At 62.6% G+C, this 26,918-nt stretch carries 24 protein-coding genes and 1 pseudogene; 10 read left to right on the top strand and 15 right to left on the bottom strand.

The genetic code is table 11. The features are described 5' to 3' along the window. Positions 1–393: 393 nt before the first annotated feature. Entirely contained in the window at positions 394–1,380 is a 987-nt protein-coding gene (locus AB6809_RS34860; RefSeq protein WP_029972122.1) for a LysR family transcriptional regulator, read from the bottom strand. 121 nt (positions 1,381–1,501) lie between these two features. Between AB6809_RS34860 and AB6809_RS34855 the strand changes: the two genes are divergently transcribed. From AB6809_RS34855 to hemP, 4 genes are all read left to right on the top strand, one after another. After that, on the top strand, positions 1,502–2,380 hold the full coding sequence (locus tag AB6809_RS34855; protein ID WP_029972121.1) for a pirin family protein: 879 nt from the start codon (positions 1,502–1,504) through the stop codon (positions 2,378–2,380). Positions 2,381–2,593: 213 nt separating this feature from the next. After that, positions 2,594–2,992, top strand: a complete 399-nt coding sequence (locus tag AB6809_RS34850) for an OsmC family protein (RefSeq protein WP_029972119.1) — start codon at positions 2,594–2,596, stop codon at positions 2,990–2,992. An 86-nt stretch (positions 2,993–3,078) separates the two neighbouring features. Further along, a complete protein-coding gene (locus AB6809_RS34845; protein ID WP_006053096.1) occupies positions 3,079–3,561 on the top strand; it encodes an SRPBCC family protein in 483 nt (160 codons plus the stop codon). Positions 3,562–3,784: 223 nt separating this feature from the next. Further along, entirely contained in the window at positions 3,785–4,048 is a 264-nt protein-coding gene (hemP, locus tag AB6809_RS34840; protein ID WP_006053097.1) for a hemin uptake protein HemP, read from the top strand. Positions 4,049–4,344: 296 nt separating this feature from the next. On the opposite strand, the gene AB6809_RS34835 is transcribed toward hemP, so the two are convergent. The 5 genes from AB6809_RS34835 to uvrB form a co-directional block, all read right to left on the bottom strand. After that, the gene (locus AB6809_RS34835) at positions 4,345–5,751 is read right to left on the bottom strand and encodes a 4Fe-4S binding protein (protein WP_029972118.1); all 1,407 of its coding nucleotides are present in this window, start codon (positions 5,749–5,751) and stop codon (positions 4,345–4,347) included. After that, a complete protein-coding gene (locus tag AB6809_RS34830; protein WP_029972116.1) occupies positions 5,748–6,593 on the bottom strand; it encodes an FTR1 family protein in 846 nt (281 codons plus the stop codon). The genes AB6809_RS34835 and AB6809_RS34830 overlap by 4 nt, the downstream gene beginning before the upstream one ends. A gap of 79 nt (positions 6,594–6,672) precedes the next feature. Continuing rightward, a complete protein-coding gene (locus AB6809_RS34825; RefSeq protein ID WP_006053100.1) occupies positions 6,673–7,005 on the bottom strand; it encodes a cupredoxin domain-containing protein in 333 nt (110 codons plus the stop codon). Positions 7,006–7,134: 129 nt separating this feature from the next. Continuing rightward, complete coding sequence (locus AB6809_RS34820; protein WP_006053101.1) at positions 7,135–7,683, bottom strand: iron transporter; 549 nt, start codon at positions 7,681–7,683, stop codon at positions 7,135–7,137. A gap of 306 nt (positions 7,684–7,989) precedes the next feature. After that, a complete protein-coding gene (gene uvrB / locus AB6809_RS34815; protein WP_029972115.1) occupies positions 7,990–10,083 on the bottom strand; it encodes an excinuclease ABC subunit UvrB in 2,094 nt (697 codons plus the stop codon). A 332-nt stretch (positions 10,084–10,415) separates the two neighbouring features. On the opposite strand from uvrB, the gene AB6809_RS34810 reads away from it, so the two are divergent. Next, positions 10,416–11,615 carry an amino acid aminotransferase gene (locus tag AB6809_RS34810; RefSeq protein WP_029972114.1) on the top strand — a complete coding sequence of 400 codons (1,200 nt, stop codon included), beginning with the start codon at positions 10,416–10,418 and terminating at the stop codon, positions 11,613–11,615. A 119-nt stretch (positions 11,616–11,734) separates the two neighbouring features. On the opposite strand, the gene AB6809_RS34805 is transcribed toward AB6809_RS34810, so the two are convergent. Continuing rightward, positions 11,735–12,973, bottom strand: coding sequence for a patatin-like phospholipase family protein (locus tag AB6809_RS34805; protein WP_029972113.1), 1,239 nt, complete (start codon positions 12,971–12,973; stop codon positions 11,735–11,737). A gap of 9 nt (positions 12,974–12,982) precedes the next feature. Beyond that, positions 12,983–13,780, bottom strand: coding sequence for a 3-hydroxybutyrate dehydrogenase (locus tag AB6809_RS34800; protein ID WP_006053105.1), 798 nt, complete (start codon positions 13,778–13,780; stop codon positions 12,983–12,985). 265 nt (positions 13,781–14,045) lie between these two features. On the opposite strand from AB6809_RS34800, the gene AB6809_RS34795 reads away from it, so the two are divergent. Together AB6809_RS34795 and AB6809_RS34790 are read left to right on the top strand one after the other, a co-directional pair. Beyond that, positions 14,046–15,017 (top strand): aldo/keto reductase, encoded by a 972-nt coding sequence (locus tag AB6809_RS34795; RefSeq protein WP_029972112.1) that lies wholly within the window; start codon positions 14,046–14,048, stop codon positions 15,015–15,017. 235 nt (positions 15,018–15,252) lie between these two features. Further along, positions 15,253–16,098, top strand: coding sequence for a 23S rRNA (adenine(2030)-N(6))-methyltransferase RlmJ (locus AB6809_RS34790; protein ID WP_029972111.1), 846 nt, complete (start codon positions 15,253–15,255; stop codon positions 16,096–16,098). A 68-nt stretch (positions 16,099–16,166) separates the two neighbouring features. On the opposite strand, the gene AB6809_RS34785 is transcribed toward AB6809_RS34790, so the two are convergent. The 4 genes from AB6809_RS34785 to cueR all read right to left on the bottom strand — a co-directional run bounded on the left by AB6809_RS34785 (position 16,167) and on the right by cueR (position 18,884). Next, entirely contained in the window at positions 16,167–17,207 is a 1,041-nt protein-coding gene (locus AB6809_RS34785; RefSeq protein ID WP_029972110.1) for an ABC transporter substrate-binding protein, read from the bottom strand. A 217-nt stretch (positions 17,208–17,424) separates the two neighbouring features. Then, positions 17,425–17,766: a hypothetical protein gene (locus tag AB6809_RS34780; RefSeq protein ID WP_029972108.1), complete on the bottom strand. Its 342-nt coding sequence runs from the start codon at positions 17,764–17,766 to the stop codon at positions 17,425–17,427. A 244-nt stretch (positions 17,767–18,010) separates the two neighbouring features. Further along, positions 18,011–18,157 (bottom strand): DUF3563 family protein, encoded by a 147-nt coding sequence (locus AB6809_RS34775; RefSeq protein WP_006053111.1) that lies wholly within the window; start codon positions 18,155–18,157, stop codon positions 18,011–18,013. Positions 18,158–18,431: 274 nt separating this feature from the next. Next, positions 18,432–18,884, bottom strand: a complete 453-nt coding sequence (gene cueR / locus AB6809_RS34770; protein WP_035570899.1) for a Cu(I)-responsive transcriptional regulator — start codon at positions 18,882–18,884, stop codon at positions 18,432–18,434. Positions 18,885–19,004: 120 nt separating this feature from the next. On the opposite strand from cueR, the gene AB6809_RS34765 reads away from it, so the two are divergent. Both AB6809_RS34765 and AB6809_RS34760 read left to right on the top strand, forming a co-directional pair. Next, complete coding sequence (locus AB6809_RS34765; RefSeq protein ID WP_029972105.1) at positions 19,005–19,259, top strand: heavy-metal-associated domain-containing protein; 255 nt, start codon at positions 19,005–19,007, stop codon at positions 19,257–19,259. 12 nt (positions 19,260–19,271) lie between these two features. Continuing rightward, on the top strand, positions 19,272–20,192 hold the full coding sequence (locus AB6809_RS34760; RefSeq protein WP_029972104.1) for an SDR family oxidoreductase: 921 nt from the start codon (positions 19,272–19,274) through the stop codon (positions 20,190–20,192). A 50-nt stretch (positions 20,193–20,242) separates the two neighbouring features. On the opposite strand, the gene AB6809_RS34755 is transcribed toward AB6809_RS34760, so the two are convergent. The 3 genes from AB6809_RS34755 to imuA are packed head-to-tail and all read right to left on the bottom strand — an operon-like array spanning position 20,243 to position 26,386. Further along, positions 20,243–23,836 carry an error-prone DNA polymerase gene (locus tag AB6809_RS34755; RefSeq protein WP_029972103.1) on the bottom strand — a complete coding sequence of 1,198 codons (3,594 nt, stop codon included), beginning with the start codon at positions 23,834–23,836 and terminating at the stop codon, positions 20,243–20,245. A gap of 5 nt (positions 23,837–23,841) precedes the next feature. Then, on the bottom strand, positions 23,842–25,647 hold the full coding sequence (locus AB6809_RS34750; RefSeq protein ID WP_035570897.1) for a DNA polymerase Y family protein: 1,806 nt from the start codon (positions 25,645–25,647) through the stop codon (positions 23,842–23,844). After that, complete coding sequence (imuA, locus tag AB6809_RS34745) at positions 25,547–26,386, bottom strand: translesion DNA synthesis-associated protein ImuA (protein ID WP_029972100.1); 840 nt, start codon at positions 26,384–26,386, stop codon at positions 25,547–25,549. The genes AB6809_RS34750 and imuA overlap by 101 nt, the downstream gene beginning before the upstream one ends. 236 nt (positions 26,387–26,622) lie before the next feature. On the opposite strand from imuA, the pseudogene AB6809_RS34740 reads away from it, so the two are divergent. Beyond that, a pseudogene (locus AB6809_RS34740) lies at positions 26,623–26,868 on the top strand (lipocalin family protein); the annotation flags it as partial. Positions 26,869–26,918 lie beyond the last annotated feature (50 nt).

Below are 26,918 nucleotides of genomic sequence, written 5' to 3'. Positions count from 1 at the left end.
GCTTCACTTCGTTCGCTGTGGTCAACTCACGATGGGACTTGCACCCACAAGATTGCGCCCATGCTGGGCGCACAAAGTAAAAGGCCTTCATCGTCAGATGAAGGCCTTTTTTTGTGCGCGCTCGGCGCCTTCGGGCGGCGGGATCATTTGCCTTCGGTCGAAGACTGCTGGCTCGGATCACCGCATGCGACAGCCGTGCTCGACACGGACAGCGCGGTCAGCCCTATCAGGCTCGCTATGATAGCGGCCATGAGTTTTCGCATAAGAGACTCCTTAGCGAAGGGATTTCAATATAGCGCCGTGAGCTCGCGCATTCAAGCAAACGCTGATTGAAAGTACTCATGACAGGCCACGCTTCAATGCTAAAAACGATGCCGCACAGCGCGCGATCTGCTAGGGCGTCACCGCCGCCGCGGTTCGCGAAACGGGCCGCTCGGCCGGCGCCGGGCATTCGGGCAAGATGTGCTTGCCGTCATCGGGATCGAGCATCTCGACCAGATAATCGACGAAAGCGCGCACGGCCGGCACCATCCCCTGCCGCGACACGAATACGGCGTACAACTGCGGCGCCGGAAAGGTCCAGCCCGGCATGACCGGCGACAATTGGCCGGTGCGCAATGGGGCGCCGTACATCATCTCCGGCAACGCGGCGATACCAACGCCGCACAGCACCGCTTCGCGAATCGTCGACAGATCGGCGGTCACGAGACGCGGCTCGTGTTCGTGCACGTGACGGCTGCCGTCGGGCGCGATCAGGTGGTAGACGTGGCGGCCGTCGGTCGTCGGCACGTCGAGCGTTTCGAAGCGCGCCAGATCGTTCGGCTGCAACGGCGGCGCGTTCTGCTGCAGCAAGCTCGGCGCGCCCACCAGCATCTGCTGCGTGCGCCACAGCGGACGCACGACGATATTGGCGTTTTCCGGCGGATCGGAGCGCACGCGCAATGCGACGTCGATCGAATCTTCGAACAGATCGACGACGCGGTTCGTTACGCGCATGACGACCCGCACTTCGGGATACCGATGCATGAATTCAGGCAGGATCGTCGACAGAATGGTCTGCGAGACCGTGACGGGCACGCTCACGCGAACGGTGCCGCGCGGCGACGAGCGTAATTGCTGCACGACGTTCACGGCCGCCTGCGCCTCGCTCAGCATCGCCTGGCAATGCTGGTAGAAAAGCTGGCCGGCTTCGGTGAGCGCGAGCTTACGTGTCGAGCGCTGCAGGAGCCGCACGCCAAGCGACGCTTCGAGCTCGGTCAGGCGGCGCGACAGGCGCGATTTGGAGATGCCCAGCACGCGCTCGGCGGCGGAAAAGCCGCCATGTTCGACGACCTGCGAGAAATACATCAGGTCGTTCAGGTTGTGTGAATCGATCTTCATCTATCGTTCCAGTAATAGAACAATCCATTGCGTGGCGGCGGCTGGCGCCCCGAAAAACGGTCCCTATAATAGCCCTATGTTTCAAAAACAACGCTATTCCCGAATTTTCGAGGTGACATTGATGAGCACGACACGCACGATCGAACGCACGTTTCCCGCCGTTCGCACGACTGAAGGTGGCGGCTTCGTCGTTCACCGCCCTTTTCCCACCCGCATGCTGATGGACTTCGATCCGTTCCTGCTGCTCGACGAAATGGGACCGATCGACTACGCGCCGGGCGAAGCCAAGGGCGCACCGGACCATCCGCACCGCGGCTTCGAAACCGTGACGTATGTGCTCGAAGGCCAGTTCGGCCACAAGGATTCCGCAGGCCACTCGGGCACGCTGCAGGCCGGCGACGTCCAGTGGATGACCGCCGGCGCGGGCGTCGTGCATAGCGAAATGCCCGACCCGTCGTTCGTGCGTACCGGCGGACGCGTGCATGGCCTGCAACTGTGGGTGAATCTGCCGCGACGCGACAAGATGATCGCGCCGCGTTACCAGGACGTGCCGTCGGCGAAGATTCCGGTGGCGACTTCCGCGGACGGCAAGGTTCGCGTGAAGGTGATTGCCGGCGAAGCGCTCGGCGTGAAAGCCGCCGTCGAAACGCGCACGCCGATTCTCTATCAGCACTTTTCGTTGCAGCCGGGCGCGACGATTCGTCAGCCGGTGCCCGCCGACTATCGCGTGTTCGCGTATGGCCTGTCGGGCAAGGGCTTTTACGGCGAGGGCGAAGGGCGCCAGGAAATCGACGCGCGCAAGATGGTGGTGTTCGGCGACGACGGCGATGCGGTCACGCTGACCGCGGGCGCGGAACCGCTCGAGGTATTGCTGCTCGGCGGCGTGCCGTTGAAGGAGCCCGTGGTGCGTTACGGTCCGTTCGTCATGAACACGGAAGATGAAATCCGCCAGGCGGTGGTCGATTATCAGGCCGGCCGGATGGGCGCGATCACGCATTGAACGGACCGCGCGCGGGCGGCGCCACGCCGCTCGTGTCCGATAACAGCCACTCCTGCCCAGCCTCGCGCCAAAGTACGGTGTGAGGCGGCCTCATGGCGCAAATGCCGCCGACTTCGTTCACAATAGCGATTCCTGCCGCGCGCCCGTCTCTCCGACCTTTCAGGCCATAGAACCGCCGCGCGCGGCGATTTCGGTCCCTGCATAGGAGCGCGCATGGCAGAAGCCACCGTCACCGCCCATATCGGTTCGACGAATTATCAGGTCCATTTCGACGACGGCAAGCACACGTGGCTCGCCGACGAACCCGAATCGCTCGGCGGCGGCGATCGCGGCCCCACGCCGGTCTCGCTGCTGCTGTCGAGCCTCGGCGCGTGCACGTCGGTCACGCTGAAAATGTACGCGCAACGCAAAGAGTGGCCGCTCGACGAAGTGCACGTCACGCTGAACATCGAAACCGGCGACGAAGGCTCGACCATCGACCGCAAAATCACGCTGCACGGCGAACTGTCCGACGAACAGCGGGAACGGCTCTTGCAAATTGCCAATGCGTGTCCGGTTCACAAGATCCTCACGCGCTCGATCACGATCCGTTCCGGTCTGACCGTCGCGTGACTTGCGAACGGCCCGGCAAGCGCGTAGCCGGCCGTGTTGAGTTAACGCTTGCAGCGCTTGCAACGCTTTCATAGGATGCTGTCGTCTTGAATTTCGAACACCTTATCCAGATCAACGATCCGTTGAATCCGTTTGTCGACTCGATGACCCGCGAGCAGTTGTGGGAAGGGCTCGTGCTGCGCGCCGAACAGCCGCAACTGTTCGTGATCGGACTCGACAGTTGCACGATTCTTTCGCGCGAAGGCAATACCCTCGAGCGGGAACTGCACTACGGCCAGGCGACGGTCCGCGACCGCGTCACGCTGCACGAAAGCCAAAGCGTGCGCTACGACATCCTGCCGACGGCGGATTACGTCGGCGGCTCGCTGACCATGACCATCGAACAGCCGGACGAGCTGCAGCTTTTCCTGCGCTTCGAATATGCGACCACGCTGCCCGTATCCAACGATCAGGACGCCGTGCAGACGCAGGAGATCGTGAAGTCCGCGTATCGCGAGAACGACATCGATACCGTGCGCCTGATCCGTCAGTTCGTGCAGGCGAAGCAGGAGCCGGGTTCGCTGCACTGACTCGCTGTAGCGAACGTTAGTCAACGGCTGGGGCCGCGCTGGCGAGTTGCAGCGGCGGCTGCGGCGCCTCGCACCGCCGCGACCGGGTCCAGCCCGCAACGCGCGCTGTACCACCCACCTCGCCCGACTATCGAAACTCTGATCCGATGAATTTCTGCCCCTTGTAAATAGGAATGGTTATCATTTAGAATTCATCCATCGAATCAAGCAACGGCAAAGACGAATGACCGATACCACTCGCCCTACCACGCTCAGCCTGCGCCGTTCGGCTGCCGCGCTGACCAGCCGTCCGAAATCGGCGGCGGTCACATCGACGGCTGCGGTCAGGCCCGCTGCCAGCCGGGCGAACGAATCGGCGGAAACGGGCGAGCGCGTGTTGCGCAGCGACGCTTTGCTGCAAGGACACAGTCACATCAGCATCGTGCACAACGGCGAGACGTACCAGTTGCGCGCCACGCGTCTCGGCAAGCTGATTCTGACGAAGTAACGACCAACCGGATTTCAGTACCAGGTATTGTGGGGACCACCTCCTAGAGAGGTGTTGGGCATTAGCCAGCCACGACGGCTTGCACGTGAGAACTAGACCCCTTCGTGCAGACACCAAGCCAGCCGTCGCAGCCAGCCAGGCCGCTTTTTTCGGTTCCCGCCGACGCGCGCACGAAACGCCGTGCACGGTCATGCCAATGAAAAAGCCGTGGAGATGAGGTCATCTCCACGGCTTTTGTTTTTGCGGCCTACGATTCGAGATCGAGGCGAACGGGACGGATTGCGCGAAAGACTCGTCTACTTCGACGCCCAGCCCCAAAACATCAACCACCACGCGCTATCCACCACGGCCAGTGCCGCGATGAACCACAGCATCGCGAGACCGCGCCGCACGAAGTGCTCGCTGTAACGCCGCGTGACGAGCCATGCGAGCCACGCGCTCCACACGTTCGCGATGGCCAGAATCGCGATGCGCACGTCCGATGCCCACCACAACGGCACATGCTCGGCGCGCAGCAGCGACAGCGTGGTCGCGGACAAACCCAGAAACACGCCGGCCCCGGCAAGCGGAATCAGCCCTTGCGTCAGATGATGCAGACGCACGCTGCTGAAACGCCCGAGCGTGCGCGTCGCGCCCACCATCAGGACGAGCAGCGCGGTACCGTAGACAAGCGCCGTCGCGAGGATATAGCCGATCACCATCGTGCCGTCGAGCCACGAGAACACGTCGTTCTGTTCCGGGTAATGCGTGAACAGGAACCACGGCGCATTGGTCTGCAGCGGCCAGGTGATGTCGCGATCCACGAGCCAGGTCGCGAAGAACATCTTCAGGTCGATGAACCAGCGCGAAGCGGTCCAGTGAAATGCGCCGATCGCGATGCCGAGCAGGCCGTACAGAATCAGCGCGGTGTCCCACACGTTCGCCTGCTTGTCGCCGAGTTGCACGACTTCCGACGACGGCGCGCGCCACGTCAGCGCAATCGCGTCGCGGTGGCCACTGCAACGGCCGCACATGTGGCAGTCGGACGCGCCCTTCATGTTGCGCAACGGCACGAGCGGCGCGCAATTAATCGGAATCACGCGATGCCCGTGCTCGCCGTTCTTGTACGAACGGCGCCACGCGTCTTCATCGACCTTGTAGTGGAACGGCGCGAGGCGCGCCAGAAGCGAGAAAACCCCGTTCACGGGGCAGAGGTATTTGCACCAGACGCGCTTCTCGCGCCCGTAAAGCAGGCCGATGACGATAGCCGCGAGCGTCGAGCCGCCGAGCACCAGCAGCACCGCTTTCGGGTACTGGTACACGCTCACCATCTGACCATAAATGGTCGTGATGCCGAACGCGACGAACGGCCAGCCGCCCCAGCGCATCCAGTGCGGAATCGCCTTGCCGCGGCCGTGCTTGCTGGCGAACTCCGCGAGCGCGCCTTCCGGACACAGCACGCCGCACCAGACGCGCCCGAGCATCACCATCGACAGCAGCACGAACGGCCACCAGATGCCCCAGAACACGAACTGCGCGGCAAGCGTCAGGTTGTTCCACAAATGCGCGCTGTCGTCGGGCAGCGGCATCACCGCCGGCACGATGATCAGCAGCGCATACACCGCGACCACGACCCACTGGATGCCGCGGATCACGGAACCGTGCCGCTGCATCCACTGCCCCGCCGCGGCGAGCCGCCCCGGACGGGTCATCAACGTACTCATGCTGCGCGCCCTGCGGCCTGCTGCGCCGGCTTGCGGTTCGCGCGCCGCAGCAGCAGATAGACGACCGCCCAGTACACCGCATACGCGATCAGGTTCATCAGCGCCGGATGCGCGCGATAGCCGGTGAGCGTGGCGACCAGCGAGCCGAAGGTGCTCGAATCGTCGAGAATGCCCGATGTATTCCACAACTGGTCGACGATGGTCGGCAGGACTTCCTTGTCGATGAGCTTGTCGACGCCCGTCTGAAACAGACCCGCGCCCAGGAACAGCAGCATGATTTCCGTGACGCGGAAAAAGAGCCGCCACGAGAAGACCTTGCCGCCCAACTGCAGCACGTAGAACGTGAGCAGCGCGAGCGCGAGGCCGATCAGCACCGCAAGCATCTGCGCGCCGTCCACATGACCCGACTGGCCGAAGCCGAGGCCGTACAGGAAAATCACCGTCTCGCTGCCTTCACGCGCGATGGCGAGTGCGACGAGCAGCGCCACGCCCCACCAGTTCGAGTCGCGCTGGCTTTGTTGCAGCGAGCGTTCCATGTCGCGCTTGAGCGAGCGGCCGTGCTGCTTCATCCACAGCACCATTTGCACGATCAGCACGCAGGCGACCAGCACCATCGCGGTCTGGAAGTAGTCCTGCGCGTCGCCGGACAGCACTTCGGTGAAGCCGACGAGCGCCGCGCCGAGCGCCACCGCCGCAATCAGGCCGGCCACGACGCCGCCCCACAGGTACGGCAAACCGCGGCGCGCGTCGTCGTCGCCATTTTTCAGCCACGCGTACAGAATGCCGACGACCAGCAACGCCTCGACACTTTCCCGCCACACGATGAATAGAATCTGACCCATCAAGCACTCCCTTCTGCACTGCCACTGCTGTCGCTGGCGACGGCGGGCCGGGTGCCCCGCGTCCGCCTCGCCAGCACCGCTACTTCGCGACGATCACGCCCTGCGCCTGCTGGTGAAAATCGTCGAAAAACTTGTACTCGCCCGGCGAGAGCGGAGCGATCACCACGAACGAATCGGCGCCCGGCGCGAGGACTTTTTCCTTGCGCAACTGCACGCTTTCGAATTCGGCCGCACCCTTGCCCGTATTGCGCACTTCGATCTTGATGCGCTGCCCTGCCGGCACTTCGATGCGCGCCGGCGTCAGCTTGCCGTCGTTCATTTCGAGCTTGAAGGTGAGCAGATCGGCTGCCTGAGCCGCGCCCGCCAGCAGAATCGACGATGCCAGGACTGCGATCTTTCGGTTGATTCTCATTGGTGTTTCCAGAAAACGCGGCGCGAGGCATAAATCCCACGCGCCGCCTGCTGCATTCACTCGCATTCACTCATTTGCCACGGATGGCTCGCATACTGCGATGCGACCCGCTGCGGCAAAGCGTGGAGATCAGTACCCGCCCTTCTTGCCGATGCCGGCGAACGTGAAGTCGTATTCAAGCGTGAACGGTTTGAACCACGGACCCACGCCGGTTTCCTTGTCGACGTGACGGCCGAACGCCATGTGGCCGGTTTGCATCGGCGCTTCGACGGTCAGCTTCAGGTGATATTTGCCCGGGCCTTGCAGCTTGACGTTGTCGCCGTAGTGCGGGCCGTCGTTGGCGACCATCGCCATCAGATCGCCCTTTTGCGTGTCCTTCGAACCGGCCTTCGTCAGTTCGTAACGCACTTGCAGATACGGCATCCAGTCGCCTTCCGCGAAACCGGTCGGATTGTTCTTGACCGCGTGGATGTCGGCTTCCAGGTGGATGTCCGAGTCCGACGCCTTGCGCATCATGCCTTCGGGCTCCATCGTGATCGGCTGCAGATACACCGCGCCGATTTCCATGCCGCCCTGAATCTGCTGCTTGCCGATCGGATACTCTGCCGCCGTTGCCGACAGCGCCGCGACGGCCGCCGCCGCTGCAACCCCAGCGCGCACAAATGAAGAAATCCGCATTGAAACTCCTTGTTTTTATCTGACTCGATTCGATCCCATTGGAACAGTGCGTCGGACAACCAACCGAAGCAGATCGCATATTTGAACGTTAATGCGAACCATTCTCAATATTGGGCGAGTTTATCATTGTTCGCTTGCCGGAACAAATACGAACGCACGCGAAGCCTTATGGCAGCAGGATCTTAAGGGTGTCTTAAGAAACGACGTGTGGGGAGATGGCAGGCGGGCCAAGCCGCCTTTTCGGATGCAAAGAACAGGACGCGGCGGATTGCCGCGCCTTGTCCTTGCTTTGGGCCGCCGCGTGATTTATTCGACGCCCGATACGTGATCGCCGACATTCGCCCCGAACACGCGCTGCCGCAGCAACGCGAGCTGGTCGCGCGTCTGGGCCGCTTTCTCGAATTCGAGGTTCTTCGCGTGCTCCATCATCTGCTTTTCGAGGCGCTTCAGTTCCTTGGCAAGCTGCTTCTCGGACATGTCCTCGAACTTGGCGCGCGTTTGCTGCTCTTTCAGTTCGGCGCGCGCATCGTCGACGTTGTACACGCCATCGATAATGTCGCGGATGCGCTTCACCACGCCGCGCGGCGTGATGCCGCGCTCGAGGTTGAAGGCGATCTGTTTCGCACGCCGCCGCTCGGTTTCGTCGATCGCGCGGCGCATTGAATCCGTCACCTTGTCCGCGTACAGAATCGCCTTGCCGTTCACGTTACGCGCCGCCCGGCCGATCGTCTGGATCAGCGAGCGTTCGGCGCGCAGGAAACCTTCCTTGTCGGCGTCGAGAATCGCAACGAGCGACACTTCCGGAATGTCCAGACCTTCGCGCAGCAGGTTGATACCGACGAGCACGTCGAACGTGCCGAGCCGCAAGTCGCGGATGATCTCGACGCGCTCGACCGTGTCGATGTCGCTGTGCAGATAGCGCACCTTGACGCCGTGGTCGGCGAGAAACTCCGTCAATTGCTCGGCCATGCGCTTGGTCAGCACGGTGACGAGCACACGGTCGCCCGCCTTGACGCGCTCGTTGATTTCGGCGAGCACGTCGTCCACCTGGCTGCGCGCCGGGCGCACCTCGATTTCCGGGTCAACGAGTCCGGTGGGGCGCACGAGTTGCTCGGCCACTTGCCCCGCGGTCTTCTTTTCGTAGTCCGCGGGCGTGGCCGATACGAACACGACCTGGCGCATCTTGCGCTCGAACTCGTTGAACTTCAGCGGCCGGTTGTCGAGCGCGGACGGCAGACGGAAACCGTAGTCGACCAGATTTTCCTTGCGCGCGCGGTCGCCGTTGTACATGCCGTTCAACTGGCCGATCAGCACATGCGACTCGTCGAGCAGCATGATCGCGTCTGGCGGCAGGTAATCGACCAGCGTGGGCGGCGGCTCGCCGGGCGCCGCGCCGGAAAAGTGCCGCGAGTAATTCTCAATGCCTTTGCAGAAACCCAGCTCCTGCAGCATTTCCAGGTCGAAGCGCGTGCGCTGTTCGAGCCGCTGCGCTTCAACGAGCTTGCCCTGGCTATAGAAGAACTCCAGCCGCTCGCGCAACTCCGCCTTGATGGTTTCGACTGCACGCACAACCGTATCGCGCGGCGTCACGTAATGCGACGACGGATACACGGTGAAGCGCGGAATTTTCTGACGCACACGGCCGGTAAGTGGATCGAAGAGTTGCAGCGTTTCCACCTCGTCGTCGAACAATTCCACGCGCACCGCCATTTCCGCATGCTCGGCCGGGAAAATGTCGATCGTGTCGCCGCGCACGCGGAACGAGCCGCGCTGGAAATCGGCTTCGTTGCGGTTGTACTGCATCGCGATCAGCCGCGCGATGATGTCGCGCTGGCCGAGCTTGTCGCCGGTGCGCAGCGTGAGAATCATCTGGTGGTATTCGGACGGATTACCGATACCGTAAATGGCCGACACGGTCGCGACGATCACCACGTCGCGCCGCTCCATCAGGCTCTTGGTGGCCGACAGCCGCATCTGCTCGATATGCTCGTTGATCGACGAGTCTTTCTCGATGAACAGGTCGCGCTGCGGCACGTACGCCTCCGGCTGATAGTAGTCGTAGTACGAGACGAAGTACTCGACCGCGTTGCGCGGAAAGAACTCGCGGAACTCCGAGTAAAGCTGCGCGGCGAGCGTCTTGTTCGGCGCGAACACGATAGCCGGACGGCCGAGCCGCGCGATGGTATTGGCCATCGTGAAGGTCTTGCCCGAGCCGGTCACGCCGAGCAGCGTCTGGAACGAGAGACCGTCCTCGATGCCTTCGACGAGCGTCTCGATCGCCGTCGGCTGGTCGCCGGCGGGCGGATACGGCTGGTAAAGCTGGAACGGCGAGCCTTCGAAGCGGACGAATTTGGATTCGTCGAGCGTATCTTCGGCTTCGGTCAGGTGTTGTTCGGACATGGGGACGGCGGCGCCTTGGGCAAAAAACTATTCTAACGGGTTGCGGAAAGTCGGATCGGGCACGGACTGCGCGGATCCGCGTAGGACGGCAGCGGCGCGAGAACAGTCCGTCTTGCATTTAGCGGCGCCCCGCCTGTTTTTCAAGCAAATGAGCCCGCCAACGGGCGCTATCGTCCGAAAAACGTTCGCAGATTCGTTACAATGCGAAGTTGCGCTCGCTTGCCTCTGTCCGCGTTTTGCGTCATCCGGCGTCTGCGTTTTGCATCAGACGCAGCCGGCACGGTCGCGCATGCTCGTAGCCGCCCTTTTTTCACTACTGCTGGCCACCCACCATGTCTCTGTTCTCCGCCGTCGAACTTGCTCCCCGCGACCCGATTCTGGGCCTGAACGAAGCCTTTAACGCCGACCCGCGCCCCACCAAGGTCAACCTCGGCGTTGGCGTGTATTTCAACGAAGAAGGCAAGATTCCGCTGCTGCGCGCCGTGCGCGACGCGGAAAAGGCGCGTGTCGAAGCGGCGCTGCCGCGCGGCTATCTGCCGATCGAAGGTATCGCCGCCTACGACGCAGCCGTGCAAAAGCTGCTGCTCGGCAACGATTCGCCGCTGATCGCCGCGGGCCGCGTCGTGACGGCGCAAGCGCTGGGCGGCACGGGCGCGCTGAAGATCGGCGCGGACTTCCTGAAGCGGCTGAACCCGAACGGCAAGGTCGCGATCAGCGATCCGAGCTGGGAAAACCACCGCGCGCTCTTCGAAGCCGCTGGCTTCGAGGTGGTCTCGTATCCGTACTACGACGCGCATACGCACGGCGTGAATTTCGACGGCATGCTGAGCGCGCTCAACAGCTATGCCGCGGGCACGGTCGTCGTGCTGCATGCGTGCTGCCACAACCCGACCGGCGTCGACCTGAGCGTCGAGCAGTGGAAGCAGATCGTCGAAGTCGTCAAGGCGCGCAACCTGGTGCCGTTCCTCGACATCGCCTATCAGGGTTTCGGCGACAACATCGAAGCTGACGCTGCGGCTGTGCGCCTCTTCGCCGCGTCGGAATTGAACGTGTTCGTGTCGTCGTCGTTCTCGAAGTCGTTCTCGTTGTACGGCGAGCGTATCGGCGCACTGTCCATCATCACGGGCAGCAAGGAAGAAGCCACGCGCGTGCTGTCGCAACTCAAACGCGTGATCCGCACGAACTACTCGAACCCGCCGACGCATGGCGGCTCGGTGGTCGCCGCGGTGCTCGCGTCGCCCGAACTGCGCGCCACGTGGGAAACGGAACTCGCTGAAATGCGCGACCGCATTCGCGCGATGCGCAACGGTCTGGTCGAGCGCCTGAAAGCGAGCGGCGTGGATCGCGACTTCAGCTTCGTCAATGCGCAGCGCGGTATGTTCTCGTACTCGGGTCTGACGGCGCCGCAAGTCGACCGTCTGCGCGAAGAGTTCGGCATTTATGCGGTGGGCACGGGCCGCATCTGCGTGGCCGCGTTGAACACGCGCAACCTCGACGTGGTGGCCAACGCCGTTGCGCATGTGTTGAAGTAAGGCGTTTTGCAAAGCGCGCTTAGATGCGTTTGGTGCGCTTTTATTGAAGCTGAATATGAAACGGCGCCCCATGAAGGGCGCCGTTTCTGTTTGCGGCTTAGAACTTGGCGACTCGCCTCTCAGCGCCCGTCGCGATGAATGTCGTGCGTGACGAAACCCGCGTCGTTATCCGGCATGGCAAGCCAGTCCGGTTGCGAAAGCGAATGACGGATGTCGTCCAGCCCGCTTTGCCAATGCTCGCGCATGGTGGACAAGCCGAACTGGAAGTCCTTGTAGTGCCCTTCGTATTCCTTCTGCCGGTAGATGAGATGGATCACGTTGTAGCGCTTCGAGCACGATAGATCTTCGGCGAGTTTGCACCAGGGGTCGTCGCGCTGGTCCGGCGACACACGGTCCAGCACCTCGCGCAGCACGTGCCGGAAACGTTGCGAGCGTTGCAGCATGTCGGTCACGAGACGGGTGCGGCTCGAATACTGGATGTCTTTCATGCGCCCCTGCACGTCGGTGATGCTGTCCGGCACCGGCCCGATTGCGCTCCACAGATCGACCTGAAACGCGAGCGTGTCGCGCCGCGGCGTGGTCTGCATCACCTCGTAGAGCGGCGTATTCGACATCAGCCCGCCGTCCCAGTAGTACTGGCCGTCGATTTCCACCGCCGCGAAGCCAGGCGGCAACGCACCGGACGCCATGAAGTGCTCGGCCCTCAGCGTGGTGTGCGTATTGTCGAAATACGCGAAATTGCCCGTGCCGCAATTGACCGCGCCCACGGACACACGCATTTCCCGCGAGTTGATGCGGTCGAAATCGCACAGGCTTTCCAACGTGGCTTTGAGCGGCGCCGTGTCGTAATAGCTCGCCGCCTGAGGCGGTCCCGACACCGTTGGCAAGGGCGGCGGAAAGCGCGGCACAAAGAAGCCCTTTTGCCCCTCGACGAGTGCGCCGAGCGCCTGCGTCGCCGTGAACGCTTTACGCACGGCGTCGCTCGAGTTGAAGAACGCGTGCTCGATAAAGGCCGGCAGCGGCAAACCGAACGCCGGTTGACAGATGGTCTCCCAGAATTGCAGCAGCCGTTCCACCCGCTTTTCCGGCGGATTGCCCGCGATGATCGCGGTATTCAACGCGCCGATGGAAATGCCCGCCAGCCAGTTCGGCTCGATGCCGGCTTCGTGAAGCCCCTGAAAGACGCCGGCCTGATACGCGCCCAGCGCACCGCCGCCCTGCAGCGTGAGCGCGATGGTTTCGTAGTCCGGCACTTGAATGCGCGAGCCCGGAGCCGTGGCGGACGCCGCGCCGGCGCCCGCACCTCCCTCATTGCCCGGCACGCCCAGGCGCGCCTGCTTGAGATTGCGTTGCGCCATCACGCCTCCTTATTGCATGTACCAGCCGTGGCTCACAATGAAGGACTGACCCGTCAGTGCCGCCGTGGGGAAAGTCGAGAGGAACAGCACGGTTTGCGCGACGTCTTCGACGGTGGTGAAAATACCGTCGACGGTGCCGCCGAGCATCACGCGCTTGACGACTTCTTCTTCACTGATGTTCAGTTCCTTCGCCTGCTCGGGAATCTGCTTGTCGACAAGCGGCGTGCGCACGAAGCCGGGACACACGACATGCGAACGCACGTTGTGTTTCGCGCCTTCCTTGGCGAGCACGCGCGCGAGCCCGAGCAGCGCATGCTTGGCCGTCACGTAAGCGGACTTGAGCGGCGACGCCTCGTGCGAGTGCACCGAGCCCATGTAGATCACGATGCCGCCGCGATCGTCCTTGTACATGTGCTTGAGCGCTGCCTTCGTGGTCAGGAAGGCGCCGTCCACGTGAATCGCCTGCATCTTTTTCCAGTCGGAGAACGAGTAGTTCTCGATCGGATTGACGATCTGAATGCCGGCATTGGAAATAAGAATGTCGACGGAACCCAGCTCGGCCGCCACTTTGTCGATGCCCTGGTTGACGGCGTCTTCGTTGGTGACGTCCATGGCGATGCCGATCGCCTTGCCGCCGCCCTTCCTGATTTCTTCAGCGACGGCGTTCGCACCGTCCTGATTCAGGTCGGCGATCGCGACAGCCGCGCCCGCTGCCGAAAGGGTCAACGCAATCTGCTTGCCGATGCCGCTCGCGGCCCCGGTAACCACCGCGACCTTGCCATTCAGATTTGTGTTCAGTGACGACATCCAGAACCTCCATGCAGTTGATGAGCAATGAGACCACGAGCCGCGCGCAGCGTGAAGTCAGCCGAACGGCATAGGCGCCGATTACGCGCGCATAGGCGCGCATAGGCCTTCTCCTATGCCGTTCGGCCGAATGTTGCACTGCGGCCAATCCTGCTATTGTGCATGAACCGTATGGAATCGATCGGTAAAAAGCACGCCCAGGCTTATGTATTTAAACTAGGCGTTCCGCCAGGATTCCGGTCGCTTCACTATCGAGGAGAATTGCATGAATTATCGGCGTTTAGGTCGCTCGGGCCTGCAGGTCAGCGAACTGTCCATCGGCTCGTGGGTCACGTACGGCAATCAGGTCGATCATCGCGCGGCGCGCGAATCGCTCGCGGCCGCGCGCGACGCGGGCGTCAACTTCTTCGACAACGCGGAGGTCTACGCCGGCGGCAAATCCGAAGAGATCATGGGTCAGGCGCTCAAGGAACTGGCATGGCCGCGCGTGAGCTATGTGGTGTCGACCAAGTTCTTCTGGGGACTGCAGGAAGCGCCCAATCAGTACCACACGCTGAACCGCAAGTATCTGCTCAACGCAATCGATTCATCACTCGCGCGTTTGCAGCTCGACTATGTCGATCTGGTGTTCTGCCATCGCCCGGACCCAAACACGCCGGTCGAAGAAACGGTATGGGCAATGAGCGACATGATCACGCGCGGCAAGGCGTTGTACTGGGGCACGTCCGAATGGAGCGCGGACGAAATCCGCGCCGCTTACGAGATTGCGGAGCGGCATCATCTGCATAAGCCGGTCATGGAGCAGCCGCAATACAACCTGTTTCATCGCAAGCGCGTGGAGCAGGAATACAAGCGTCTTTACGAGGATATCGGCCTTGGGCTGACCACCTGGAGTCCGCTCGCGTCCGGCCTTCTGACCGGCAAGTATCGCAACGGAGTGCCCGCGGAAAGCCGCGCGCAACTGCAGGGTTACGACTGGCTGCGCAAACAGGTCACCGATGAAGGCAAGAACAATGTGGTCGGCAAGCTCGGCGAAGTGGCCGACGAACTCGGCTGCACGGTCGGCCAGCTTGCAATTGCGTGGATTCTGAAGAATCCGCATGTCAGCACTGTGATTACCGGCGCATCCCGCGTCGAGCAGATCGGCGAGAACATGAAGTCCGCCGAGGTCGCCGAGCGGATCACACCGGAGATCAAGGAGCGGATCGAAGGCATTATCGGCGACGCGTACGACTGACAGCGCTGCGGGAACCGCGCCGGTTGCGCGGCCACGGCAAAAGCGTGGCCGGCGCACGGTGCATCGGCTGGTGTGAAGCGCACACTAGGCAAATCACCGTGCGGCGCGGTGCCCGGCGTCGCGTACAATACGCGACCGCGCTGCACTCCGGCGCTCGTTGCCGCCGTGCCGCCGTATTGCATCCGCATCGCCGGTTCCAGCCTGGAACGGCACGCCTCTTTCAGCGTCTCCTCATATGCTCAGCTACCGCCACGCCTTTCATGCAGGCAATCACGCCGACGTCCTCAAACACGCGGTCGTGTTGCAGCTATTGCGCTATCTCGGCCAGAAGGACAAAGCCTACTGGTATATCGACACGCATGCCGGCGCGGGCGTCTATTCGCTGAAGGAAGGCTACGCCGTCAAGACGGGCGAGTTCCAGACAGGTATCGCAAAGCTGTGGGAGCGCAACGATCTACCGCCGCTCTTCGCCGATTATGTCGATGAAGTCGCCGCACTCAATTCCGACGGCCAGTTGCGCTTCTATCCGGGTTCGCCGTACATCGCGTGGCGGCAACTGCGCGAGCAGGACCGCATGCGTCTGTTCGAGCTGCACAGCACCGAAATCGACGTGTTGCGCCACAACTTCCGCGATGCGGGCCGTCGCGCGATGCTATACGCAGGCGACGGTTTCGACGGCATTCTCGCGCTGCTCCCGCCAGCGCCGCGTCGCGCGCTGGTGCTGCTCGATCCGTCATATGAAGACAAGCGCGATTACACGCGCACGCTTCGTTGCGTCGAAGAGAGTCTGAAGCGCTTTCCGACCGGCACGTACGCGGTCTGGTATCCGCAGGTGAGGCGCCCGGAATCGCAGCGCTTTCCGGAGCAGCTAAAAAAACTGCAGGACCGCAACTGGCTGCATGTGAGCCTGACTGTCAGCAATCCGCCGGAAGACGGTTTTGGTCTGTTCGGCAGCGGCATGTTCATCCTCAATCCGCCGTACACGCTGCACAAAATGCTGAAGGATCAGATGCCTTGGCTGGTGAGCGCGCTCGGCGAGGACAAGGCCGCGCAGTTCAAGGTGGAATATCGCAGCGATTGAATTCGGGCTGGGCGCGCGGCGCGCAGTTGACGGCGCGCTCCGGCCGCACCGTCAATTGCATTGCGCGCTCACTTGAGTTGCGCCCCCGCTTTGCGCGCGAAGTCGTTCGTAAACGTCGCGTTCAGATCGATCTTCTTCGGATCGAGCCGGTTATCAAACGACGCCAGTGCGCGCAACGAGGTCGCCGGGCCGTCTGGGGGCATCAGACCATCGGGCGAATAGGCGTCGCGCACGTTATGAAAAGCCTCCACATATAGCGCGGAATCGTTGAGCAGATAAGCCGGCGGCACCATCTTCAGCAGATCGGCATCGCTCGCGTTCTGCAACCAGTGATCCGCGCGCACAATGGCGTTCGCGAGCGCCTGCGTCGTCTTCGGATACTTCTGGATGAAACTCTCGGGTGCATAAAGCGTGGCTGCGGGCATCGTGCCGCCGAACACCTCCTGCGTGCCCTTAACCGTGCGAGTGTCCACCAGCACCTTGATTGCACCGCTGCGCGTGAGCTTCGTCATCATCGGATCGACGTTGGAAAGCGCGTCGATCTGCCCGTTGCCGACCGCCGCCAGCACGGTCGCGCCGCTGCCCACGCCGATCGCCGCGATGTCGCTGCGCTGCACGCCGGCCTTGCGCAATGCGACGGTGAGCACCAGATCGGTCGACGATCCCGGCGCGCTCACGCCGACCTTGGCGCCTTTGAAGTCCGCGAGCGTTTTTATCTTGTCGGCTTTCGACGTCAATACCGCGACCACGATCTGCGGCGCGCGGCCCATCAATGCGAAAGCCCGGTAATGTTGGCCTTTGGCCTGCATGAAAAGCGTGTGCTCGAAGGCACCCGCGCCGATATCCGCACTGCCGCCCACCACGGCTTCGAGTGCTTTCGAGCCGCCAGCGAAATCTTCAAGCGTGACGTCGAGACCTTCGTCCTTGAAATAGCCCAGTTGCTGCGCCGTCAACACCGGCAAATAATAAAGACCGGGCAACCCGCCGACGGCCATCGTCAAGGCCGGCTTTTCAGGCGTGTCTTTCGCGAACGCTACGCCGTCCAATGCCGCGATGGCAAAAAGCGTAGCGCACAGGCCGGCGGCACGCCGCATCCAGTGAGAAGGCATTTGTCGTCTCCTTTTTTCTATTTCGTTCGATGCGGTCGTTGGGCCGGCTACCGTTGGCCGGACTTGGGCGAGAGAGACCGCCTGAAGATTGTCGTCGTCCGACTGCAGGCGCGCCATGCGCCCAAACCCGAATGGCCGCGCCCGGCGCGCTGTGACGACTGGACGTGTCGGCGTACTGCGCGACCGATAGGCGGCGGGCCGGGACAGCGCAGTTGTGTTATTGCCGATGCGGCGGCGGACCCGGCTGGATCTGCGGCTGCGGCACGGCGCCGCCGACGGGCAACTGGATATAAGGCGCGACGATGATCGGCACCGATGAGTTCGGCGCGAGTTCGGTGGGCGTTGCGATCGGGCGCGCTTCGACGATGGGCTCCCGCGAAAGCGGCGCGGTTTGCAGGACCGTGCCGCTTTGCCCGTCGCTGATCCCGCTTTGCGTGTCGAGAATCACCGGCTTGCGGCTATTACTCGACGCGGCAAATGCGCTCGACGCGGCACTGACCGTAGCCAACGAGATTGCAACGACAGCGAGGACAGGTTTAAGCGAGCGGATTGGAGACATGGGCGGACCGGTTCGAGTCGGCAAGGCCGGATTGCGCGGACGACGCCCTACCTTACCGCGACACGCGCCAGCAGGCTAGTCGATATTCGCCATCCTCGTGTTTGGGCGTCCGGTTCGCGATCACAAAGGCCCAGATGTGACAAAGCCCCGCAAAGACGGGGCTTGACACTGAACTACCACTTCTACCGCTTACTGCGACTGCGCTGGCAGTGCGACCTGCACGCTGGCGCCGTCAAATGAAACTTTACAGCGAGTAGCCGTTGGTTTCGAGCGAGCGGATACGCTGTTCGAGCTGGACGATATCCGACGACGACGCCAGATACGCTTCGCGGCGATCGCGTTCGGCAGTTTCAAACCAGGTGCTCAGCTTTTCGAGGATGTATGCAAACATGATGTTCTCCAAGGATCAAATGAATCCCCGGTGGATTGGGCATCAGGGATTTCCCGTAGACGGGTTAACCCGAATTATAGGCTCATGGTGCAACCGCGCCAGTGAAATGCTCGCATGATGTGCATTCCATTTTGGAATACAGCACCTTGATGGTGCAGGCAACGCGTTGATTTCTTTGGTTTCTGTTGACCGCGCATTTGTGAGCGGCTTGGAAGTCATCACTTTTTTGCACAACTTCGGTGCGCGACGTACGGGTTGCACCTCGCAAGGCCCCTCAATGCTGCGTCTTCACCGACGGTAGCCCGTCGCAGCCCACGCGCTTGTCTTCACAAAGCAAGTCCGCATCGGCGAGCCGCTCGATAATCGGACAGTCCGGGCGGTCGTCGCCATGACAATGGTTCGCGAGATGCGCCAAGGTGTCGCGCATCTCGGTGAGCTCGGCGATGCGTCGATCCAGGTCGGCCACGTGATCCAGCGCGATCGCCTTGACTTCGGCGCTCGCGCGCGTGCGGTCGTGCCACAACGCCAATAGCCGTCGAATGTCTTCCACGAGGAAACCGAGCCGGCGCGCCTGACGAATAAAACGCAACGAATGGACCTCCTGCGGCCCGTAAACCCGATAGCCGGCGCTCGTGCGTGCTTTTGCCGCCAGCAAGCCGACGCTCTCGTAGTAACGAATCATCTTCGCCGTGACGCCCGACGCGCGGGCCGCTTCGCCAATATTCATCACCGTTTCTCCACTGATCGGCTCGATCGTACACGTTCCCATGATGGGAAGGTCAGCCACTTAAATTCGGTCCGGCAGGCATAATTCAACTGTCGCAACGTTATTTCGCGAGGCAATCCGATGAAAACCGAATTCCAGGTCGAAGGTATGAGCTGCCAGCACTGCGTGGCTGCAGTCACGAACGCTATCCGCGAGCACGACGACGGCGCGCAAGTTCAGGTGGATCTAGCGGCGGGCCGCGTGACGGTTGAATCGACGCAATCGGTCGAGGCGTTGAAGGCCGCCATCGACGAGGCCGGCTACACAGTCAAAGGCGCGGTGAAAGGCGTATCGCCCGACGCGGCGAGTGGCGCGGCCGGCGGCGCCGCGAGCTAGGCGGACGCGCTCATGTTCAAGGTCGCCGTGATTGGAGCGTCGGGTCTGCTCGGCCGCGCTATTGTCGACGAGTTGGCGAGGCAGCCGGCCTGGCAAGTCGTCGGCACCGCGTTCAGCCGCCCTGCGCCGGACACTGTCCCGCTCGATGTCCGCGACTCGCGGGCAATCGAGCAGTTTGTCGAACGCGAAGCGCCGGATGCGCTCGTGATTGCCGCTGCCGAGCGTCGGCCGGACGTGTGCGAGCGTCAGCCGGAACTGGCCCGCGCGCTCAATGTCGACGCGGTGCGCGCGATCGCGGCCGCGGCGCAGCGGCGCGGCGCCTGGACGCTGTCGATTTCCACCGATTATGTTTTCGACGGCACTCATCCGCCCTATCGGCCGGATTCCGCGCCCGCGCCGCTCAACGCGTATGGGCGCAGCAAGCTCGAAGGCGAGCACGCGTTAACCGCGACGACCGACTTCGGCTGTGTGCTGCGCTTGCCGCTGCTGTATGGGCCGATTGTCGATTGGGCGGAGTCCGCCGTGACGAGCCTCGTGCCCGCGATTGCCGCGTCGGCTTCGGCGCACGGCCAGCCGGCCCGCATGGACGCGTGGGCGATTCGCTATCCGACCTTCACGCCGGACGTCGCGTTCGTGATCCGGCAGATGCTCGAGCGTCATGCCGGGGGCAACGCGATTCGCGGCATCGTCCATTGGTCGGGCGACGAACCGATGACCAAGTACGAGATCGCGGTGCGCCTTGCGCAAGCGCTGCAACTGGATGCGCACCTGACGCCGCAGCACACGCCGACCGATGCGACGCCTCGCCCGCATAACTGCCATCTTGCGTCGGAGCGGCTCGAGGAGCTTGGCATTGGCCGGCGCACGCCGTTCGATACGGCGATACGCGAGGTGCTGGCCGCCTTTCCGTGGCGCGGCGATACGGCTGGTTGACGAGTTGCGAGCTGCGGCGAGCGCGCATCAAGCGCACATTCAACCGCGCATCAGTGAAAATCGCGGCTCGCGGTGGCCAGGTCGCCGAGCCACTCACTTAAGTCTTCCAGACGATGAGCGACCAGGTGCACCACCTCGCCTTTGTGTTTCTTTCTCGTCTTGCCCGCCTGACTCGCAGGCGCGGTCTGCTCGCCCTGATTGCCCGGGTTGCCCTGATTGCCGCCAGTGGCGACGCCGTCGTCGCGCTGCAAGACACCATAGACCGCGAGCAGCGAAGAGCCCAGCAGCGCCTTGCGCTGCTTTTCCACCAGCGACGGCCAGACGATCACATTGATCGAACCGGTTTCGTCTTCGATTGAAACGAAGATGGTGCCGTTCGCCGTGCCCGGCCGCTGCCGCACGGTGACGATGCCGCATGCCCGCGCGAGCGTGCCGTGCTGACACGCAGCGAGATCCGCCGCCGTGCGAAAACGCTGCTTCGCGAGACGCGCGCGCAACAGCGCAAGCGGATGACGATTGAGCGTGAGGCCGAGGCTCGCATAATCGTCGACGATCTCCCGGGCCTCGTCGGCCTGCGGCAACGCGAGCGGCGCTTCGGCGATCGGCGCATCGCGCAGCAGCTTGGGGACAATGTGCTGGGCGGTCACGGCCCACCATGCTTCCCGCCGATGACCCGCGATACTCGTCAGCGCGTTCGCCGCCGCGAGCGCTTCGAGATCGCGCCGCGTCAGCGCCGCGCGTCGCGCGAGATCGTCGACGTTCGTAAAGGGCGCATCGCGGCGCGCGGCCATGATGCGCTCGGCAGCCGCCTGCGCGAGTCCCTTGATCAGATGCAGACCGATACGCACGGCGGGACCGCGCGCGCCATAAGTGCCGGGCGCTTGAAACACGCGCGCGGTCAGCCGCTTCGCCGCGCGCCGTATCGTCCGGTTCACTCTCAGGCGGCGCAGCGAAAGATCGCGCAACTGCTGCGCGGACAAGACGGCCTGCTGACGATGCAAACAGGTTTCGCCCGGCGCGATCCGCTCGCCTTCGCGATCGCGCTTCTCGAAGGTCGATTCCCAGTCGCTCAGCGTCACATCGGGCGGCAATACCTTGACGCCGTGGCGCCTCGCATCCTGCACGAGTTGCGACGGCGAATAAAAACCCAACGGCTGGCTATTGAGCAGTCCGGCCAGAAAAGCCGCCGGCTCGTAGCGCTTTAACCACGCGCTCAGATAGACGAGCAGCGCGAAACTCGCCGCATGGCTCTCCGGGAAACCATACTCGCCGAAACCTTCGATCTGCTGGCAGATACGGTCGATAAATTCCGGCTCGTAACCGCGCGCCGACATGCGGTCGCTCAGGTCCTTCTGATACTTCGCGAGGTTGCCGGTGCGCCGCCAGGCCGCCATTGCGCGTCGCAACTGGTCGGCCTGCTCGCCGGTGTACTTTGCGGCGACCATCGCCAGATGCATGACCTGCTCCTGGAAAATCGGCACGCCGAGTGTGCGTTCGAGCACGGGCCGCAGCTCGTCCTTCGCGTAGTCGATCGGTTCGAGGCCCTGCTTGCGGCGCAAATACGGATGCACCATGCCGCCCTGAATCGGCCCTGGCCGCACGATCGCGACTTCGATCACGAGGTCGTAATACTTGTTCGGCTTCAGGCGCGGCAGCATGCTTTGCTGCGCGCGCGATTCGATCTGGAACACGCCGACCGTATCGGCATGGCCGCACATTTCGTAGACGGCGCGGTCTTCGCGCGGAATGTCCTGCACGCGGAACTGCGGAAAGCCGCGTCTTAGCGCGACGAACTCCAGCGCGCGCCGAATGGCCGACAACATGCCCAGTGCCAGCACGTCGACTTTCAGCAGCTTGAGCGCGTCGATATCGTCCTTGTCCCATTCGATCACGCTGCGGTCTTTCATCGTCGCGTTTTCGATCGGCACGAGCCGCGAGAGCTTGTCCTTCGCAATCACAAAGCCGCCGACGTGTTGCGACAGATGCCGCGGAAACAGGCGCAATTCCTTCGTGAGGCGAATCAGATTTCTGGTGATGTGCGAGTTGGCGTCGAAACCCGCTTCCGCGAGATAGCCGGCCACTGCTTCGGAACCGTCCCACCATTGCTGCGATTTGCTGATTCGCTCGATCAACGATGCCTCGAGACCCAGCGCCTTGCCGACGTCCTTCAATGCGCTGCGCACGTGGTAAGTAATCAGCGATGCGGTCAGCGCCGCGCGATGACGCCCGTACTTCGCATAGATGTACTGGATCACCTCCTCGCGGCGCTGATGCTCGAAGTCGACGTCGATATCGGGCGGCTCGTTGCGCGCGCGCGAGATGAAGCGCTCGATCAGCATGTTCATATGCACGGGGTCGATCTCCGTCACATGCAGGCAATAGCAGACGATCGAATTCGCCGCCGAACCGCGGCCCTGGCAAAGAATGTTTCTGGAGCGCGCGAAGCTCACGATGTCGTGCACCGTCAGAAAGTACTTTTCGTATTTCAGATCGGCGATCAGGCTCAGTTCCTTTTCGATCTGATCGATGCGCTTCAGGTCCAGGCCGTTCGGCCAGCGCTCCGCCGCACCCGCCATGACGAGCTTGCGCAGATAGCTCGACGGCGACTCTCCCGCAGGCACCAGTTCTTCGGGATACTCGTACTTGAGTTCGTCGAGCGAGAAGCGGCACAGCGCGGCGATATTGAGCGTTTCCTCGAGCGTATCGCGCGGATAGAGTTTGCTCAGACGCACCCGCGTGCGCATGTGCCGTTCGGCATTGGCTTCGAGCGCGTGGCCGCATGCCGACAGCGGCGTGTTCAGGCCAATGGCGGTCATCGTGTCCTGCAAGGGCTTGCGCGATCGTGTGTGCATCAGAACGCCGCCCGCCGCGACGAGCGGTAGGCCGCTCGCTTGCGAAATCATCCGCAAGGCGTCGATCTGGAGATCGTCGCTGCCGGTTTGCCAAAGTTCGAGCGCGATCCACGCGCGGTTTGCGGCGAACGAGGCAAGCCAATGCGCGCAATGCAGCGTGTGCGACAGCGTAGCCGTGCGCTGCGGCACGAGCAGCAGCACACAGTCAGGCAGAGCCCGCAGATGCTCGAGATGCGGCAACGAATCAGTGAAATCGGACGGGCTTAGCCGGTAGCTGCCCTTCTCCGCGCGCGAGCGGCCGAGCGTGATCAGTTCGGAAAGATTGCCGTAACCGTTGCGGTTCGCTGCAAGCGCAACCAGAGTGCAGAAAGGCTCGCCGGCTGCGTCCGTCAGATTCAGTTCGCTGCCGATGATCAGTTGAGGCAGAGGTTTCAACACCTCGTTTTCCAGGGCCTCCTGTCGTATCGCTTCGTCCAAGACTTCTTTCGGAAGCGGACCGGCTTCCGGCGGCCGGGCCACTTTCAGCTTGTCCTCGATTTCCTTGTGCAGACGGTTCTGCTCTTCCCCGATTTCCTTTAACGCCGTATGAGCGCGTACGACGCCCGCGAGCGAGCACTCGTCGGTAATGGCGAGCGCGCTATAGCCGTGCAGCATCGCGCGTTCAACGAGTTCATGCGGATGCGAGGCGCCACGCAGGAACGAGAAATTGGTCAGGCAATGCAGCTCCGCATACGCCGGCAAATTCGAGGCGGGCGGCTGCGGAGGAAGAAGCGCGGACGCGGATACCGTCATGATGCTCAACCGAATAAACCCTGCAAATACCAATCGCCGCTGATACGTTCGCGGTACACCCAGAACATATGGCCGCGATCGTCGGCGGCGACGTAGTAATCGCGCTCGACGAGATCGCCGTCCCACCAGCCCGCTTCGATCCGCTCGGTACGCGTGAGCATTTTCAGCGGCCGGCGATAGATCGGCCGCTGATCACGCATCATCAGGCGTAGGGGTTTATCGAGCATCCAGATAGGGCGAGGTTGAGAAGGTAAGGCGCTGTCGGGGAGGTTTAGTGAGGCTTGGGGTGGTTGCTGAGGTGCTTGCTGAGGTGCTTGCTGAGGAGTGAAGGCAGTGGCGGTTTTTGCGTTCGTCGCTGCGGATGGGCGCGAGATGGTCTGCTTTTTCGCTTCCGCTTCCGCGTCCGTTTCCGCCGCGCTCGAGGGTGATGCACCTTCAGCCGCAGCGTTTCGCAGCTCATCGGTTAACCAGGTTTTATCCGCTTTGATTCTGGGCCGCGCTTTCGCCTGCGAGCGCTTCTTGCGCGCAAAATCCTGAGCCTGGTACGCCTCGACGCGCATCGCGTGTTCGGGGCGATGATCGTCCTGCACCGACATTTGCAGCACGTTCTCCGGCCCCAACCGGGCGCTCAGGCGTTCGAGCAGACGCGCGATCGACTCACCGTCCGATTCGGGCATGGGAAACAAAGTGTCGGACTGGCCGGCGTATTCGGCGATCTGATCCGCGACAAGCTTCAATTCGATGACGGGCGCCGCGAGAACCGTCTGATTCAGCTTCTCGCGCAACAGCCAGATCAAATGCTCTGCATCACGCGACGGTATGGCCCACGCGACCTTCAGACTCGATGTCTTCGGCGAATGGCGGGACGCCAATTCATGCTCGAGCAGCAACGTATAACCGCTCAGCGCCGCATGGTGCGCGCTCAGCCAACCGGCCAACTGCACGATCAGCCGACGCGCGGCGAACAGGAGCGCATCCGCGTTATCGACGCGCGACGGCAATTCGAGCTGCGCATGAAACGACGCGGGCGCGCGAAACGATTCGCGCGGATCGGGGCGCGTGCCATACGCCTGCGCCAGCAGGTCCAGAATGCCGCCGCCAAACCGCCGGACCACGCCCGCTCTGGGCAATTGACGCAAATCGGCGAGGGTCGTGCATCCGACATGCACGAACGCGTCGCGATGCGTTTGCGCAACCGGCAGCAGCGACACGGGCAAACGGTCGAGCACACGCGTGAGCGAAGTCTCCTTTACCACATGCCAGCGGCGCCCCTGCCGGTTGGCGCGTGCCTGCGCCAATAACCAGGCGCCCCACGCCGTAGGCGCACACGCGATACGCGCGGTATAACCGAATTCCGCGACCGTGGACGACACCCGCGACAACAAGGCTCGCAAGCCACCGAACAACCTCAAGCCGGAGCCGACTTCCAGCAGCAAGGTATGCGTGTCGGCCAGCGAGACCTTCGGCGTGTACGTCAACAGGGCAAGCGCGATTGCTTCGAATGCCTGAGTTTCGCGGGTGGCGTCGGCGGTGAGCAGTTTGAGCCCCGGCGCCAAAGCCAGCGCGTAGGAACGCGAATGGCCGGGTTGCACACCGGCGCGCAAGGCATCGACGTCCGGCAGCAGAATATGTGCGTGGTCAGCGAGCGCATAGCAGTGCGCGTCGGCGATGTTTCGGGCATCGCACGGCGGGTTTGCGTCGCGGCTCGGCTCACACCGATTCTGCTTCGCGGACGAACCATCCGGAAGCGATGTCAGCGGCTTTACCGCTTCCAGCGACAAGAGAGGCAATGCGACGGCGATCCACAACATGTTGAGTCTCTAATCCTTGATGGCTGCTTGCTCCGTTCGCGGGTAACAAAACGCCTTGCAGCGGCAGAACGAGACGAAGCGGCTCGGCAAGCGGCGGCCCGCGGCGCTTGAAGATGTCAATCGACAGGCCAATCTCCTGCAACCACTGACGACGGTTGATCGTCTCGGCATTAGCCGGCAAAAGCGGCTCGCAGATCATGCGTAATGGCGCTGGCGACGATTGCGCAGCGGCCTCTACAGGGCGCATCAAAAATGCCAATGAAGCCGATTCTTGAGCCGCGACCTGCAAGCGCCTGACTTTATCGGCGCGTGCATTCGACAACCACACCAGAACCGCGCCGATGCCGTCCTGCTTCAATGCCTGAGTGGCGGCCCAAAGAGCCTTGTCTTCGTTCGAGCGCACCCATAGCACGCGCTCGACATCGATGCCCCACGCCTTCAATGCCGCCGCGCTCGGCTGAAAAGGAGGTGCCACAAGCATCACATGCCGCCCCGCCTGCTTCGTGAGATGGCCAAGCGCGTAGGCCAGCAAGCGCATTTCGCCCGCGCCCCAATGCTCGACCAGCAGTTCCGTCACACCACCGGCGGGCCAGCCTCGTCCGGGCAATACGCGATCCAGCGCGGTGTGGCCACTCGGGACCACACGCGAACCCACCTCGGCAAGCTCGTTGCCCTGCCACATTTGACGCCGCAATTGCGACGACAGCGGAGTTGTCACAAGCTGAATCGCTGCTGCCATAGACCACTCGTTCAATTGAGAATGCTCCGCCCTGCCCGATCTCGATCGAGTAGGGACGACGAGTCATCACTGTATATTTATACAGTATTTTGAGGATGATGTTAAGGCGGGGAAGCGGTACGGAGGTCGCTGTGGGATAAGGAAAAGCGGCTTGGGAATGGATACGATTGGTCTGGGGGAATGGAGCTTTAGCGCTTGGAGGATGCCGATAGGACAGAGTGCAAGAAGGAGTTGCGCCGCGCCGCACATGGCGTTCACCACGCACCAACACGTCCTATCGAGTCGCGATGACGGTGAGGACCGGCGCGCTGACCTGGCAGCTCGATCCGCTGATGGACGATCAGGAACTGGATTCGCGGCAGTCGACCGGCGCGGTGTACTGGGAAGGCGCGGCGCGGGTGAGCCGCTATGGCGCGGAGCTCGGGCGGGCGTATCTGGAACTGACCGGCTATGCGGGCGCTCTGCGCATGGGCGGGCCGTGACGGCGCCCCGCATTTTGCCGCCCTTTGTTCCGCGTTTATTCCGCCGTGTA

It is taken from the genome of Paraburkholderia sp. RCC_158, assembly GCF_041355255.1.
In the GTDB taxonomy this organism is placed as follows: domain Bacteria; phylum Pseudomonadota; class Gammaproteobacteria; order Burkholderiales; family Burkholderiaceae; genus Paraburkholderia; species Paraburkholderia graminis.
The sequence above is the reverse complement of the archived record's forward strand: the minus strand, read 5'-3'. Positions and strand labels throughout refer to the sequence as shown.